Source organism: Sphingobium sp., assembly GCF_035511395.1.
In the GTDB taxonomy this organism is placed as follows: Bacteria; Pseudomonadota; Alphaproteobacteria; order Sphingomonadales; family Sphingomonadaceae; genus Sphingobium.
The window spans coordinates 1-13932 of sequence record NZ_DATKFP010000003.1 but is presented as its reverse complement, the minus strand read 5'-3'; the positions used below and the strand labels follow the sequence as shown (position 1 = coordinate 13932).

Annotated in this window: 14 protein-coding genes; 9 read left to right on the top strand and 5 right to left on the bottom strand. The window is 63.8% G+C overall.

Annotated elements, in window-relative coordinates:
* Window positions 1–10: 10 nt before the first annotated feature.
* Genes VMR39_RS00200 through VMR39_RS00190 form a run of 3 tightly spaced genes read right to left on the bottom strand, consistent with a single transcriptional unit; the run spans window position 11 to window position 1786 of the window.
* Complete coding sequence (locus VMR39_RS00200; RefSeq protein WP_325413199.1) at window positions 11–292, bottom strand: acylphosphatase; 282 nt, start codon at window positions 290–292, stop codon at window positions 11–13.
* Window positions 292–1131, bottom strand: coding sequence for an NYN domain-containing protein (locus tag VMR39_RS00195; protein ID WP_325413197.1), 840 nt, complete (start codon window positions 1129–1131; stop codon window positions 292–294). The genes VMR39_RS00200 and VMR39_RS00195 overlap by 1 nt, the downstream gene beginning before the upstream one ends.
* A 16-nt stretch (window positions 1132–1147) precedes the next feature.
* Window positions 1148–1786, bottom strand: a complete 639-nt coding sequence (locus VMR39_RS00190; protein ID WP_325413196.1) for a carbonic anhydrase — start codon at window positions 1784–1786, stop codon at window positions 1148–1150.
* A gap of 66 nt (window positions 1787–1852) precedes the next feature.
* On the opposite strand from VMR39_RS00190, the gene lipA reads away from it, so the two are divergent.
* Together lipA and VMR39_RS00180 are read left to right on the top strand one after the other, a co-directional pair.
* A complete protein-coding gene (gene lipA, locus VMR39_RS00185; RefSeq protein ID WP_325413194.1) occupies window positions 1853–2809 on the top strand; it encodes a lipoyl synthase in 957 nt (318 codons plus the stop codon).
* Between the two features lie 7 nt (window positions 2810–2816).
* The gene (locus VMR39_RS00180; protein WP_179043618.1) at window positions 2817–3287 is read left to right on the top strand and encodes a type II toxin-antitoxin system RatA family toxin; all 471 of its coding nucleotides are present in this window, start codon (window positions 2817–2819) and stop codon (window positions 3285–3287) included.
* Here VMR39_RS00180 and VMR39_RS00175 read toward each other — a convergent pair.
* Both VMR39_RS00175 and VMR39_RS00170 read right to left on the bottom strand, forming a co-directional pair.
* Window positions 3239–3751, bottom strand: coding sequence for a CinA family protein (locus VMR39_RS00175; protein ID WP_325413190.1), 513 nt, complete (start codon window positions 3749–3751; stop codon window positions 3239–3241). The genes VMR39_RS00180 and VMR39_RS00175 overlap by 49 nt on opposite strands.
* A gap of 4 nt (window positions 3752–3755) precedes the next feature.
* Window positions 3756–4940, bottom strand: coding sequence for a bifunctional 2-C-methyl-D-erythritol 4-phosphate cytidylyltransferase/2-C-methyl-D-erythritol 2,4-cyclodiphosphate synthase (locus VMR39_RS00170; RefSeq protein WP_325413188.1), 1185 nt, complete (start codon window positions 4938–4940; stop codon window positions 3756–3758).
* Window positions 4941–5045: 105 nt separating this feature from the next.
* Here VMR39_RS00170 and dusB point away from each other — a divergent pair, with 105 nt between their 5' ends.
* The 7 genes from dusB to hflX form a co-directional block, all read left to right on the top strand.
* On the top strand, window positions 5046–6068 hold the full coding sequence (gene dusB / locus VMR39_RS00165; protein ID WP_325413186.1) for a tRNA dihydrouridine synthase DusB: 1023 nt from the start codon (window positions 5046–5048) through the stop codon (window positions 6066–6068).
* Window positions 6065–7174 carry a two-component system sensor histidine kinase NtrB gene (locus tag VMR39_RS00160; RefSeq protein ID WP_325413184.1) on the top strand — a complete coding sequence of 370 codons (1110 nt, stop codon included), beginning with the start codon at window positions 6065–6067 and terminating at the stop codon, window positions 7172–7174. The genes dusB and VMR39_RS00160 overlap by 4 nt, the downstream gene beginning before the upstream one ends.
* Window positions 7174–8616, top strand: coding sequence for a nitrogen regulation protein NR(I) (gene ntrC / locus VMR39_RS00155; RefSeq protein WP_325413227.1), 1443 nt, complete (start codon window positions 7174–7176; stop codon window positions 8614–8616). The genes VMR39_RS00160 and ntrC overlap by 1 nt, the downstream gene beginning before the upstream one ends.
* A 111-nt stretch (window positions 8617–8727) precedes the next feature.
* Window positions 8728–10983 carry a sensor histidine kinase gene (locus VMR39_RS00150; protein WP_325413182.1) on the top strand — a complete coding sequence of 752 codons (2256 nt, stop codon included), beginning with the start codon at window positions 8728–8730 and terminating at the stop codon, window positions 10981–10983.
* The gene (locus tag VMR39_RS00145; protein ID WP_325413180.1) at window positions 10973–12343 is read left to right on the top strand and encodes a sigma-54 dependent transcriptional regulator; all 1371 of its coding nucleotides are present in this window, start codon (window positions 10973–10975) and stop codon (window positions 12341–12343) included. Before VMR39_RS00150 ends, VMR39_RS00145 begins: the two co-directional genes overlap by 11 nt.
* A gap of 162 nt (window positions 12344–12505) precedes the next feature.
* Window positions 12506–13000 (top strand): RNA chaperone Hfq, encoded by a 495-nt coding sequence (gene hfq / locus VMR39_RS00140; RefSeq protein ID WP_325413225.1) that lies wholly within the window; start codon window positions 12506–12508, stop codon window positions 12998–13000.
* Window positions 13001–13065: 65 nt separating this feature from the next.
* The coding region (gene hflX, locus VMR39_RS00135) for a GTPase HflX (RefSeq protein ID WP_325413178.1) at window positions 13066–13932 on the top strand (867 nt) is incomplete at its 3' end.

Here is a 13932-nt window from a genome sequence, read left to right as displayed (position 1 = left end):
CAGGTTCAGGTCAAACTGTCGGTCGCTTCTCGAACACGCCCAGCGGTTCCAGCGGCGTTTCCGTCGCGTCGATCCGGCTTACCTGTGCGGCAGGGGGCCCCTCGTAGGCGCGCGCGATGAAGCGATCCACGGCTGCTTCTTCACCCTGCACAAGCGCGTCGACGCTGCCGTCCATCCGATTGCGGACCCAGCCGGCCAATCCCAGATCCCGCGCCGTTTCGACCGTCCAGGCGCGGTACCAGACGCCCTGGACGCGTCCATGGATCACCAGGTGGCGAGCGACGACCGGCATCAGCGGACCCGCTTGATCCAGGTCTGGCCGCCTTCGCGCACTTCGACGGCGAAATTGGGAATGGCGCGGACAAGGTCGGACAGGCGCTTATAGCCATAGTTACGCGTGTCGAAGCTGGAGCGGTTGCCGGCCAGTTGCCCGACACTGCCGAGTGCGGCGAAGCCTTTCTCGTCGCGCTTCACGGCGTCATAGGCGTCGGTCAGAAGTTTAACGACCTCGGCGTCGACGGGCTTTGCCCCGGCTGCTGCGACGACAGGCGTTGCTTTTGGCGCCGCCGCCTTTTTGGCGGCGGGCTTGACGGCTGCTTTCTGATCCGCGGGTTTCTTGGCCGCGCTCTTTTTGGCTTTAGTTTCCGGCACCGGCGTGTCTGATTCCAATACCGGCACTTCGGTCCGTTCCAGCGCGGCGACGTCGATGAAACGGGTGCAGGCGTGGCGGAAGCCTTCGGGCGTGTTCGCCGTGCCGAAGCCGTATACCGGGATGCCGTCCTGCCGGATGCGGGTGACAAGCGGCGTGAAGTCGCTGTCGCTGGACATGAGGCCGAAGCCGTCGACGCGTCCGCTCGCCAGCAGGTCCATCGCGTCGATGGTCATCTTCATGTCGGTGGCGTTCTTGCCCTTGGTCAGGTCGAACTGTTGCTGCGGTTCGATCGCCTGGGTGATGGACAGCGCCGCCCAGGGCTTGAGCGTCGCCTTGCTCCAGTTGCCATAAGCGCGGCGGACATTGACCGTGCCCAGCTCCGCCAGCACGGTCATCACCGAGTCGAAATGCGCCGCCGACGCATTGTCCGCGTCGATCAGCAGGGCGATATTGCCGCGGCCTTCCTTCGGTGTCGCCATCGGCCTCTTTCCCCTGTCAGGCGGGCGAGAAGGCGCCCGTTTGCTCGTCGAGAACGTGCAACTGCCCGTCGGCGATCGCGAAGAAGCTGCCGACCAGCTTCAGTTCGCCGCTCTTTTCCTTGGCGCGGACGCAGGGGAAGCTGCGCAGGTTGGCGAGGCTGACCTTGACGCCTTCCTGCTCCATGGCGCGCTCCACATCACGGTCGCGCTGCTCGCCGAAGCGCTCGACCACCACGTCGCGGGCGCCGTCCAGCAGTTCGATCCAGTTATGGATGAAGCCACCTTCGCCCGGAGGTGCGTCCTTCAGATCCTGACTGAGCGCTGCCTTGCAACCGCCGCATTTCCCATGGCCCATGACGACGATCTCGCCGACCTTGAGCACCTGTACGGCGAATTCCAGAGCGGCCGACACACCATGGTGGCCGGGATTGGTCTCGAACGGCGGCACCAGCGCTGCGACGTTGCGGACGACGAAAATCTCGCCGGGGCTGGTGTCGAAAATCTGGGCCGGATCGACTCGGCTGTCCGAACAGGCGATGACCATCACCTTCGGGCTTTGCCCTTCGCTGAGTTCGTCCCATCGCTCCCGCTGCTGGGTCCAGCCGGTGTTGCGGAAGCGGCGATAGCCCTGAAGCATGTCGGCAAAGTCGGTCATGGGCGGGAGGTGTGCCGTACAAAGTCAGGACTGGCAAGTCTCCCCAAGCATCGCTATCTGGGGCGGATGAACGACATCAGCCCGATCCCCACGCCCGAGAAGCCCGCCAATGGCGCAGAACGCGCACGGAAGCCCGATTGGATCCGCGTCAAGGCGCCGACCAGCCCGGCCTATCACGAGACGCGTAAGCTGATGCGCGACAAGGGCCTCAATACGGTGTGCGAGGAAGCGGCCTGCCCGAATATCGGCGAATGCTGGACCAAGAAACACGCCACGGTAATGATCCTGGGCGATGTCTGCACCCGCGCCTGCGCGTTCTGCAACGTGAAGACCGGGATGCCGCGCAAGGTCGATGTCAATGAGCCGCAGAATCTGGCTGATGCCTGCGCCGAAATGGGGCTGGAGCATATCGTCATCACCTCGGTCGACCGCGACGACCTGCCCGATGGCGGCGCGTCGCAGTTCGTGAAGGTGATCGAGGCGCTGCGCCGCACGACGCCCGACACGACGATCGAGATCCTGACGCCGGACTTCCGCAACAAGCATGAGCGCGCGGTCGAGATGATCGTCGCCGCCCGGCCGGACGTCTACAACCATAATCTGGAAACCGTCCCGCGCCTCTACCCGACCATCCGGCCCGGTGCGCGCTATTATGCGTCGCTGCGCCTGCTCGAGTCGGTGAAGAAACTGGATCCGTCCATCTTCACCAAGTCGGGCATCATGCTGGGTCTGGGCGAGGAACGCCTGGAGGTTCACCAGGTGATGGATGACATGCGGTCGGCTGACATCGACTTCCTGACCATGGGCCAATATCTCCAGCCCACGCCCAAGCACGCCAAGGTGATGGAATTCGTTACCCCCGCAGCGTTCAACGCCTATGCGGCGATCGCGCGGGCCAAGGGCTTCCTTCAGGTGGCGTCCAGCCCGCTGACGCGTTCCAGCTATCATGCCGGCAAGGATTTCGCCGAGATGAAGGCCGCGCGCGAAGCGAAGCTGGCCAAGGCGGCACTCGCGAAGGCCTGATTTTTCGATGCCCAAGCATAATGAGACGCGCCAGCTTCCCTACACACCGACGCAGATGTTCGACCTGGTGTCGAACGTCGCGGCCTATCCCGAATTCCTGCCCTGGGTGAGCGCGATCCGCGTTCGTTCGGACAACGAGTCGGAAATGGTCGCGGACATGATCGTCGGATTCAAGGGGATCAAGGAAAGCTTCACCTCGCGCGTGCATAAGCATCGCCCGGATCATGTCCGCGTCGATTATCTCGACGGGCCGCTCAAGCATCTCCACAATGAGTGGAATTTCCGAGATGACGGGCAGGGCGGGGTGCTGGTCGACTTCGAGGTTGAGTTCGAGTTCAAGAACCGGCTGTTCGAGATGTTGGCCGGCCAGTTCTTCGACAAGGCGCTGCGCAAGATGATCGGCGCGTTCGAGACGCGCGCAGCAGAGCTTTACGCGCCTTCGGGCAGCAGCAGTTCGAGCGCGCACAGCGCCGCCTGAAGGCGGACGCCGCCGCGGCCATTATCCGCGAAATGATGCATGTCGGCCACGACCTTGTCGGGGCTGGCGCCGCGTTCGGCGCGGGCAAAGACGACCGTGCCGACCGGCTTCTGTTCGCTGCCGCCGCCCGGTCCGGCGATGCCGGTGATGGCGACCGCGACATGGGCATGGCTCTTGTTCAGTGCGCCCTGCGCCATGGCCCAGGCCGTGGCGATGGAGACGGCGCCGAACGTGTCCAGCACGTCATGCGAAACCTTCAGAAGTTCCGCCTTCATGTCATTGGAATAAGTAATGAAACCCGCTTCGAACACCTCGGAAGAACCGGCGATTTCGGTGAGCGCGGCGGATACCAGGCCGCCGGTGCAGCTTTCCGCGACCGCGACCGTGCGCCCGGCGCGACGGTTGGCGACGATGACCTTTTCGGCGAGTTCGACCAGTTCGGCCGGGAGGACGGTATCGGGCATTGGGTCAGGATAGCGCGGGGAGGGACAGGGTGGCAACCGCCTGTGCGGCAATGCCTTCGCGGCGACCGGCAAAACCGAGCCGCTCGGTCGTGGTCGCCTTGACGCTGACCCGGTCGAGCGGGACGGCCAATATCTCGGCGATCCGGGCGCGCATGGCGTCGCGATGCGGGCCGATCTTGGGCGCTTCGCAGATGATGGTCAGGTCGACATGCTCGATCATCCCGTCGCGCGCCGTCACCCGATCGCGCGCATAGGCGAGGAAACGGTCGGACGAGGCGCCGCGCCATTGCGGGTCGGAGGGCGGGAAATGGCTGCCTATGTCGCCTTCGGCCAAGGCGCCCAGCATCGCATCGACGATCGCGTGGAGCGCGACATCGGCGTCGCTATGGCCGGCAAGCCCGCGATCATGCGGAACCAGCACGCCGCCCAGCCAGAGTTCCTCGTTCGGCGCAAGGCGATGGACGTCATAGCCCATGCCGACGCGCGTGGTGCGCGGCTTTGCCAGTTGCGCTTCGGCGCGGGCGAAATCCTGTGGATAGGTCAATTTCTCAAGCCTTTCATCGCCTTGCACCAAAATGACGTCGTGGCCCCAGGCCTTGAGAATCTGGGCATCGTCAGTGGCTTCCTGCGCTTCGTCCCAGGCGCGATGGGCCGCCAATATGGTGTCGAAGCGGAAGGCCTGCGGGGTCTGGACCCGATACAGGCTGGTGCGATCGACATTGTCCCCCATTGCGCCGTCCGCGTCGCGCACCAGCGTATCGGCGACGGGCAGGGTGGGAATCGCGCCATGGCCCTGCTCCAGTGCGCCCAGCAGGCGGTCGATCACCGCGCCGGGCAGGAAGGGGCGGGCTGCGTCATGGATCAATATGTTGTCCGCGCCACCGGCGGCCGCGATCGCCTCCAGCCCGGCGCGGACCGAGCCGCGCCGGCTGTCCGCGCCGGTGACGAAGGAGGCTATGGCGCGGGTGCCGAGCAGGGCGCGGGCCGTGTCTTCCTGTCCCTCGCCCAGCACGACATGGATGGCATCGATCCCGTCATGGGCGGCCAATGCGTCATGGGCATGGGCGATAACCGCCTTGCCCGCTATCGGCTTGAATTGCTTGGCGATGTCTCCACCGGCCCGGCTTCCCTGGCCGGCGGCTACGAGCAGGGCGACGGTCTTGCTGCTTGCTGTCATGGCAGCGCGCATAGCGGCAGAAGAGCGGCCCTGAAAGGGCGGACGCGCTCTGCTTGCCGTTTCCGGCAAATTCCGCTAAGGGCTGCCTGTTTTTTAGGCAGTTTTCCAAATCAGGTCATGCGCACACTTTCTCCCATTTCCATCGGTCCCGTGACCATCGACATGCCGGTCGTGCTGGCGCCGATGACCGGCGTCACCGACATGCCGTTCCGCACCTTGGTCCGTCGATACGGATCGGGCCTCAACGTGACGGAGATGATTGCGTCGGCGGCGATGATCCGGGAAACGCGCCAGTCCTTGCAAAAGGCCGCTTGGCATCCGCTGGAAGAACCGGTGTCGATGCAACTGGCCGGCTGCTCGCCGACCGAAATGGCCGACGCGGCCAAGCTGAACGCCGATCGTGGCGCGGCGATCATCGACATCAACATGGGCTGCCCGGTAAAGAAGGTCGTCAATGGCGACGCGGGCAGCGCGCTGATGCGCGACCTGCCGCTGGCCGCGTCGCTCATCAAGGCGACGGTCGAGGCGGTTGACGTGCCTGTGACCGTCAAGATGCGCATGGGTTGGGATCATTCGAGCCTCAACGCCCCCGAACTCGCGCATATCGCCGAGGATCTGGGCGCCAAGCTCATTACCGTCCATGGCCGCACCCGTTGCCAGATGTACAAGGGCAGCGCCGACTGGGCTTTCGTCCGTTCGGTCAAAGACGCCGTGAGGCTGCCGGTGATCGTCAACGGTGATATCTGCTCCATCGAAGACGCCGACACGGCGCTGGAGCAGAGCGGCGCGGATGGCGTGATGATCGGGCGTGGCGCCTATGGGCGGCCCTGGCTGGTCGGTCAGGTCATGGCCTGGCTGACCGACGGAACGCGTGTCGCAGATCCTTCGCTCGAAGAGCAATATCGTGTGATCGTAGAGCATTATCATGCGATGCTCGACCATTATGACAACTATACCGGCGTCAACATGGCCCGCAAGCATATCGGCTGGTATACCAAAGGCTTGCCCGGTTCGGCCGAGTTCCGTCATGCCGTGAACCAGCAGCCGGACGCCAAGACGGTGCTGGACATGCTGGCTGGCTTCTATGAGCCGCTGATTGCCAGTGGCGCTGATCCGGCGGAGCTGCGCAGGGCTGCATGAATGGCGCGCTGACGCCCGTTCCGCCGCTTCGGATGCAGCAGGACGGACCATCGCTAGGCGAGCAGATGACCGCGTTGCCGGTCGCAACGCTGGTGGTGAAGCCGGACAACAGCATCGCCGACGCCAATGTCCGGGCCGAAACCTTGCTCAACATGGCGCGCTCGGCGATCATCGGCAGCGATGTGGCACGCACTATCCGCATTGCCGAGGCGGGTGCGCGTTTCGATATCTGGCACAATAACAAGCCGATTGCGGCCTATGACATCAAGGTCCATGCCGGTCGTACCGCCGAAATGGAGGTCGACCTGATGATCGCGCCGATCGTCGACCATGACGGCTGGCGTGTGGTGTCGCTCCATGCCCAGAGCCAGGCGCGCAAGATCGGCCATCGTGGCTCTGCCGGCGGCGCGCGCTCGGCCATGGGCGCGGCGGCGATCCTGGCGCATGAGATCAAGAACCCGCTGTCAGGCATACGCGGTGCGGCGCAATTGCTGGAATCCAGCCACGGCGGGCGAGACGCCGCACTGACGCAGCTCATCTGCAATGAGGTGGACCGTATCGCGGCGCTGATCGACCGGATGCAGGATTTCACCACTGACCGGACGCTGGAATGCCATGCCGGCAACATCTATCCGCTGATCGACCGGGCCGCCGGAATCGCGGCGGCGGGATTTGCAAAAAATGTAAAGATCATAAAGCATTATGATCCATCCCTGCCATTCGCCAACATCAATGACGATGCGCTGGTGCAGGTGATGATCAACCTGCTCAAAAATGCCGCAGAGGCGCTGGAGCATGTCGTCAAGCCGTCCATTCGAGTGGAGACGGCCTTTCGCCATGGCGTCTCGGTCGTGGTTGGCGACGGCAAGGGCAGCGCGGTGCTGCCGATCGAAATCCTCGTCATAGACAATGGACCGGGTGTGCCCGAACATATTCTCGACCATCTGTTCAATCCTTTCATCACCGGCAAGCGGGACGGACAGGGCCTGGGCCTTGCGCTGGTGGACAAGCTGGTTCGCGATATGAGTGGCTTCGTCCAATATTCGCGCGATGTGGAGGCGGACGAGTCGACCTTCCGCATCCTCCTGCCGATGAGCATGGCGTGATGGCGGCGATCGGCACCGTCCTGGTGGTCGATGACGATCCCGCCATCTGTGTCGTGGTGGGAGAGGCGCTGCGGCGGCAGGGGCATAAGGTCAAGACCGCCGCGTCGATCCGCGAGCGCTCGGCGCTGATGGAGAGTTTCGCGCCGGACGTCCTGATCACCGACGTCATGCTGCCGGACGGCGACGGGCTGGACGGAGTCGCGGACATTCTGGCGACCCGGCCGGACCTGAACATCATCATCCTTTCGGCGCAAAACACGCTAAACACCGCGATCCGCGCGACCGAAAAGGGCGCGTTCGAATATCTGCCGAAGCCCTTCGACCTCAACGAACTGACCCGGGCCGTCGCCGATGCGCTCGGCACGCGAGACAGTGCGGAGGAGGCTGAACAGGTGGGTCTTCCGCATGACGGGCTGCCGCTGGTCGGTCGCTCGCCGGCTATGCAGGAAGTCTATCGGACGATCGCCCGTGTCCTGTCCAACGACCTGTCCATCCTGGTGCTGGGCGAATCGGGTACGGGAAAAGAACTGGTGGCCGAAGCGATCCACAGTCTGGGGCAGCGACGGACCAAGCCCTTCGTTCCGATCAACATGGCCGCCATTCCGCGTGAGCTGATCGAAGCAGAACTTTTCGGTTATGAAAAGGGTGCGTTCACCGGCGCCCATGCGCGGACGGCTGGCAAGTTCGAGCAGGCGCAGGGTGGCACGCTGTTCCTCGACGAGATTGGCGACATGCCGATGGAGGCGCAGACGCGGCTGCTGCGCGTGCTTCAGTCGGGCGAGGTGACGACAGTCGGTGGGTCGAAGCCGGTGCGGGTCAATGTCCGCATCATCGCGGCGACCAACAAGGATCTGCCGCAACTGATCGAGGACGGCCGCTTTCGTCAGGATCTCTATTATCGCCTGAATGTCGTGCCGATCGCCCTGCCGGCGCTGCGCGAACGGCGCGAGGATGTGATTCTGCTCGCCCGCCATTTTCTGGAGCGAGCGGCGCAGGAGGGTTTGCCGCGCAAGACGCTTTCGGACGATGCCGCGCAATTGCTGATGGCCTGGCACTGGCCGGGCAATGTGCGGGAATTGCAGAACATGATGCAGCGCCTGTCGGTGCTGAGTCGTGAAAATGTCATCACCGCCGAGATGCTGCGGAACATGCTGCCGATCGATGCCGTGCCTCCGGACTATGCGGTACCGGCCGACCAGCTGGTCCATGCCGTGCGCGACTGGGCGAAGCGGCAGCTGGGCGTGGGCATCGGCCAGCCCCAGCGCAGCCTGCATGATGATTTGCTGGCGATGATCGAGCCGGTGCTGCTGGAGGAGGTGCTTTCCAGCGTTGACGGCAATCAGATTCGCGCGGCGGCGCTGCTGGGTATCAACCGGAATACGCTGCGCAAGAAGCTGACCGACTACGGCCTGGATCCGCTCCAGCTGCGCATCGGGGACTGACGAAATTTAAGTGGCATATCAGGATGAACCGACGGGCCGCGTCGACCAGCGACATGCATTGTTCCAAATACTGTGTTTTAACGGGCACGGGCTTGTTGTAACAAAGTCACGATGAACGGCGCGACCACCCTTCGCAGGCGGGCCTCCGCATGGCGGAGGAACCTGCCGCCATTCCTGCGCAAGGGACGTCTCGCTGCGCTGGTGGAAGGCGTTACGCTGGCCCTGTTTCTGGGCATGGCGGGGCTGACTTACCATCTTCTGTCCGGTAGCCGTGACTCCTACACCCTGCTGACGCCGCCGATCGTTGCGTTGCTGCTGGTGGCGAATCTCGTTCCGGCGATCGCCCTGCTGATGTTGCTCGGGCGGCGGGTGGCGAAACGGCGCGCGGCCAAGTCGGCGATTGGCAGCGATGGCCAGTTGCACGTCCGCTTGGTCGCGATCTTTTCGATCGTGGCGAGCGTGCCGATGCTGCTGGTCGTGATCTTCGCCTCGCTGCTGTTCCAATATGGCGTGCAATTCTGGTTCTCCGACAGCGCGCGCGGGATGCTGCAAAATGCGAGCGACCTGGCGCGCGGCTATTATGAGCAGAATTTGCGCGAAGTGCGGGACGAGACGGTGACGATGGCGGGTGACCTGCGCGACTATCTGAACCAGTCCGAAGTCTCCAGCCCGCGCTTTGCAGAAGGCTATATCTATCAGGTCGTGACCCGAAAGCTGAACCGGTCGGCGATCATTGAAGTGGGCAAGGATGGGATCGCGCGCACCGCTGCGACCGTCGATCCGGAAAACCGTCCGGTGTCCGAAATGCTGTCGGCCGCGGTGGTGAAGCGGCTGGCAGCGGGCGAGGATATCGTGGTGCAGGCCCGGCCCAACCAGGTCGAGGCGGTGACGCTGCTTTATCCCAATTCCAAAATCTATCTCTACGCTACGCGCAATGCGGGTACCTCTTCCTTCAGCAATGTGACGCAGGCGCAGAAGGTTCTGGCGGACTATGACATTTTCTCGGCCCAGTCGCGCGCGCTCCAGCTACGGTTCAACGTGGCGCTGTTCGTGGGGTCGCTGCTGCTGGTCGGCATCGCCGTCTATATTGCGCTGGCCGTAGCTGACTGGATGGTGCGGCCGGTCAACGAACTGGTGACGGCGGCCCGGCGGATCACGGCGGGCGACCTTTCAGCGCGTGTCACCAGTCCGCAGAGCCGGGACGAGATCGGTACCTTGGCTGCTGCGTTCAATCGCATGACGCAGCGGCTGGAGGCGCAGACCGGCGCACTAGTGGCAGCGAACAGCCAGTTGGACGAACGCCGTGCTTTCATCGAGGCGATCCTGTCGGGCGTCAGCGCGGGTGTGCTGTCGGTCGACCTTGAGGGCGAGATACTGTTGCTCAACAGCTCGGCCGCCGCAATCCTGGTGGAAGAGGGCGACGATCCGGTCGGGCGCCCGCTGGAGGAAGTGTCGCCCGAACTGGCCGACTTCGTGGAGTCGGACGAGGATGCCGGAATCGTGCAGGTTCGTGCCCATGGCGACCTTCGGACGCTGGCGGTCAAGGTGGCGCAGGATGCGTCGCGCCATATCCTGACCTTCGACGACATCACGCAACAGCTGTCCGACCAGCGTCGCGCCGCCTGGTCCGACGTGGCGCGACGGATCGCGCATGAGATCAAGAACCCGCTCACCCCGATCCAGCTGGCGGCGGAGCGTTTGCAACGCCGCTACGCCGACGAGATCGAAAGCGACAAGGCGACCTTCACCCGGTTGACCGGCACGATCGTGCGGCAGGTGGGCGACCTGCGCCGGATCGTGGACGAATTTTCGTCCTTCGCGCGCATGCCCAAGCCTGTCTTCCGGCGCGAGGCGATCGGCGACATTGCCCGTCATGCGCTGTTCCTGCATGAGGTAGCGCATCCTGATATTCGCTTCGAATATGAGGCCGATGCGGGGGATATGGAGTTGGTATGCGACCGGCGACAGCTGGGCCAGGCGCTGACGAATATTGTCAAAAATGCTGTTGAAGCCATTGAACCCAAATCGGTTCCGGATGAAGGAGGCCCGCGTGGCCATGTCCGGATGCGGCTGGCGCGGGAAGGGGACGACCTGCTGATCCGGGTGCGTGACGATGGCATCGGCCTGCCGCCCGAACGCGAGCGGATATTGGAACCTTATATGACGACGCGGTCCAAGGGGACGGGTCTTGGCCTCGCCATCGTCAAGAAGATTGTCGAGGAGCATCTGGGGGAGATCCGCTTCGACGATGCCGAAAGGGGCGGCGCATGCGTGACCCTGCGTTTTGCCGCAGGGGCGCTGGAGAAACTGGAAGAGGGTCAGGTGATAGCCTTGCCCAAAGGAAAAGTGACGGCCAATGGCGCTTGATATTCTGATTGTGGACGATGAAGAGGATATTCGCGATCTGGTCGCGGGTGTTCTGGAAGATGAAGGCTTCACCACCCGCACCGCCGCCCATAGCGACAGCGCGATTGATGCGCTGGATTCGCGCCGTCCCTCACTGGTTCTGCTCGATGTCTGGTTGCAGGGATCGCGCATGGATGGTCTCGAACTGCTGGAGGAGATCAAGCGCCGCGATGCGAGCATCCCGGTGTTGATGATTTCAGGTCATGGCAATATCGACACGGCCGTTGCCGCGATCCGCAAGGGGGCGGCCGACTTCATTGAAAAGCCGTTTGAGGCGGATCGGCTGTTGCACCTCGTCGCGCGCGCCACCGAGACGGAGCGGTTGCGGCGCGAAAATCAGGTGCTGCGCGCGCGCTTCGGCCAGGATGACGAACTGACCGGGACTTCGGCCGCGATCAATGGCGTGCGCGCCACGATCAAGAAAGTGGCGGGTACGGGAAGCCGCGTGCTGATTTCCGGTCCGGCCGGCGTCGGCAAGGAGGTCGCCGCCCGCATGCTTCATAGCTGGAGCGGTAGGGCCGACTCGCCCTTCATCATCGTCGCCGCCGCGCGGATGGACCCCGATCGGGTGGAGGAGGAACTGTTCGGGATCGAGGATCCGAGCGGTCTCGTCCGTCCCGGTTTCCTGGAGCAGTCGCATGGCGGCACGCTCTATCTCGACGAGATTGCCGATATGCCTTTGACGACGCAAGGCAAGATCCTGCGCGTCCTGACCGATCAGAGCTTCACGCGCGTAGGCGGGCAGCGACAGGTGAAGGTCGATGTACGCGTCATTTCCTCGACCGCGCGCGATCTGGCGAACGAGATCGAGGAGCGGCGTTTCCGCGAGGATCTCTTCTATCGCCTGAACGTGGTGCCGCTTGCCATTCCGCCGCTGTCGGAGCGGCGCGACGATATTCCCCCACTGGTCGAGCATTATCTCGCCCGTTTCGCGGCGGATCGCCGCGTGGCCCCGCCGGAAATCGCCAGCGACGCCATGGCCGCGCTTCAGGCCAATGAATGGCCGGGTAATGTCCGGCAGTTGCGTAACGTCATTGAACGGACGATGATCCTGGCGCCGGGTGACCGGATCGGGCGGATCGAACTCGACATGCTGCCACCGGAACTGACCAGCGGCGGCGGCGGGGAAGGGATCGGCCAGTCCGCCATCATGGGCGCGCCGCTCCGCGAGGCGCGGGAGAGTTTCGAGCGCGAATATCTGCGCATCCAGATCCGGCGCTTTTCGGGCAATATTTCCCGCACCGCCACCTTCATCGGCATGGAGCGTTCCGCGCTGCACCGCAAATTGAAGTTGTTGGGCATCACCGAAGGCAAGGAATAGGGCGCGTTTGGCCAATCCGTTGCGGAATTTGGCCAAAGCGCATCTCGACCATGGACGCTCCTTCGCAATTGCGGTAGAACTGCCCCCGCCTCCGGTGCGCGGGGGCAGGCAAGACACTCTGCATAGGGTGCGAGAGCGGGTAACGTCCCGCCAAGAAAAGGACTGGCGACGACCATGGCCGATAAAGTGAACAATCTTCAGGACATTTTCCTGAACAGCCTGCGCAAGAGCAAGACCCCTGTGACCATGTTCCTGGTCAAGGGCGTCAAGTTGCAGGGCATCATCACCTGGTTCGACAATTTCTCCGTGCTGCTGCGCCGTGATGGCCAGTCGCAGCTGGTGTACAAGCACGCCATTTCGACGGTGATGCCGGCCCAGTCGATGGACCTGACCGACCTGCGCAAGTCGGGCGACGGCAACGGCAAGGCCAAGCTGCTTCAGGAAATCTTCCTGTCTGCGGTTCGAAAGTCGGGCAGCCCGGTGACGATGTTCCTGGTGAACGGCGTCATGCTCCAGGGCGAAATCGCCGCCTTCGACCTCTTCTGCATGCTGCTCGAACGCGACGGCATGGTGCAGCTGGTCTACAAGCACGCCATCTCGACGGTCCAGCCGCTCCATGCGCTCGACCTGACCGGCGAAAACGAACAGGACGATTGATCCTTCACGCCGCGTGCCGGTTCCGTTGCAGTGGACCGGCACGCGGCGAGATGCTTTAAGCCGACATGGCCATATTCAACCGCGACTCCGATGATGAGGTGGCGCGCGGCGCGCGCGCCGTCGTCGTTCATGCCGAAACCCATGGTGCAGACCGCCGCGACAGCGATGCGCGGCTGGAGGAGGCGCGCGGGCTGGCGCTTGCCATCGGCATTGATGTGCGCGGGGCGCAGGCTTTTCGTGTGCGCGATCGCAAGCCCGCCACCCTGTTCGGCAGCGGGCAGGTCGACCAGATCGCTACCCTTGTCAGGCAGGAAGAGGCCGAACTGGTCATCGTCGACAACAGCCTGTCGCCGGTCCAGCAGAGCAATCTGGAAAAGGCGTGCGAGGCCAAGGTCATCGACCGGACCGGCCTGATCCTGGAAATCTTCGGCGAGCGGGCGGCGACCAATGAAGGCCGCCTTCAGGTCGAGCTGGCGCATCTGGACTATCAGGCCGGGCGACTCGTGCGCAGCTGGACCCACCTTGAGCGGCAGCGCGGCGGCTTCGGCTTCCTCGGCGGTCCCGGTGAAACCCAGATCGAGGCGGACCGCCGCATGATCCGCGATCGCATGGCGAAAATCCGTCGCGAACTGGATCAGGTGACGCGCACGCGCGGCCTGCATCGCGCCCGGCGCCAGCGAGCGCCCTGGCCGGTGATCGCGCTGGTGGGCTACACCAATGCCGGTAAATCCACCCTGTTCAACCGCCTGACCGGCGCCGACGTGATGGCGGAGGATCTGCTCTTCGCGACGCTGGACCCGACCATGCGCCAGATTGTGCTGCCCGGACTGGACAAGGCGATCCTGTCCGACACGGTGGGCTTCGTGTCCGACCTGCCGACCCAGTTGATCGCGGCTTTCCGCGCGACGCTGGAAGAGGTGCTGTCGGCCGAC

Coding starts and splice junctions, on each gene's coding strand:
- VMR39_RS00200 (WP_325413199.1), bottom strand. CDS start 292: ATGCCGGTCGTCGCTCGCCACCTGGTGATCCATGGACGCGTCCAGGGC.
- VMR39_RS00195 (WP_325413197.1), bottom strand. CDS start 1,131: ATGGCGACACCGAAGGAAGGCCGCGGCAATATCGCCCTGCTGATCGAC.
- VMR39_RS00190 (WP_325413196.1), bottom strand. CDS start 1,786: ATGACCGACTTTGCCGACATGCTTCAGGGCTATCGCCGCTTCCGCAAC.
- lipA (WP_325413194.1), top strand. CDS start 1,853: ATGAACGACATCAGCCCGATCCCCACGCCCGAGAAGCCCGCCAATGGC.
- VMR39_RS00180 (WP_179043618.1), top strand. CDS start 2,817: ATGCCCAAGCATAATGAGACGCGCCAGCTTCCCTACACACCGACGCAG.
- VMR39_RS00175 (WP_325413190.1), bottom strand. CDS start 3,751: ATGCCCGATACCGTCCTCCCGGCCGAACTGGTCGAACTCGCCGAAAAG.
- VMR39_RS00170 (WP_325413188.1), bottom strand. CDS start 4,940: ATGCGCGCTGCCATGACAGCAAGCAGCAAGACCGTCGCCCTGCTCGTA.
- dusB (WP_325413186.1), top strand. CDS start 5,046: ATGCGCACACTTTCTCCCATTTCCATCGGTCCCGTGACCATCGACATG.
- VMR39_RS00160 (WP_325413184.1), top strand. CDS start 6,065: ATGAATGGCGCGCTGACGCCCGTTCCGCCGCTTCGGATGCAGCAGGAC.
- ntrC (WP_325413227.1), top strand. CDS start 7,174: ATGGCGGCGATCGGCACCGTCCTGGTGGTCGATGACGATCCCGCCATC.
- VMR39_RS00150 (WP_325413182.1), top strand. CDS start 8,728: ATGAACGGCGCGACCACCCTTCGCAGGCGGGCCTCCGCATGGCGGAGG.
- VMR39_RS00145 (WP_325413180.1), top strand. CDS start 10,973: ATGGCGCTTGATATTCTGATTGTGGACGATGAAGAGGATATTCGCGAT.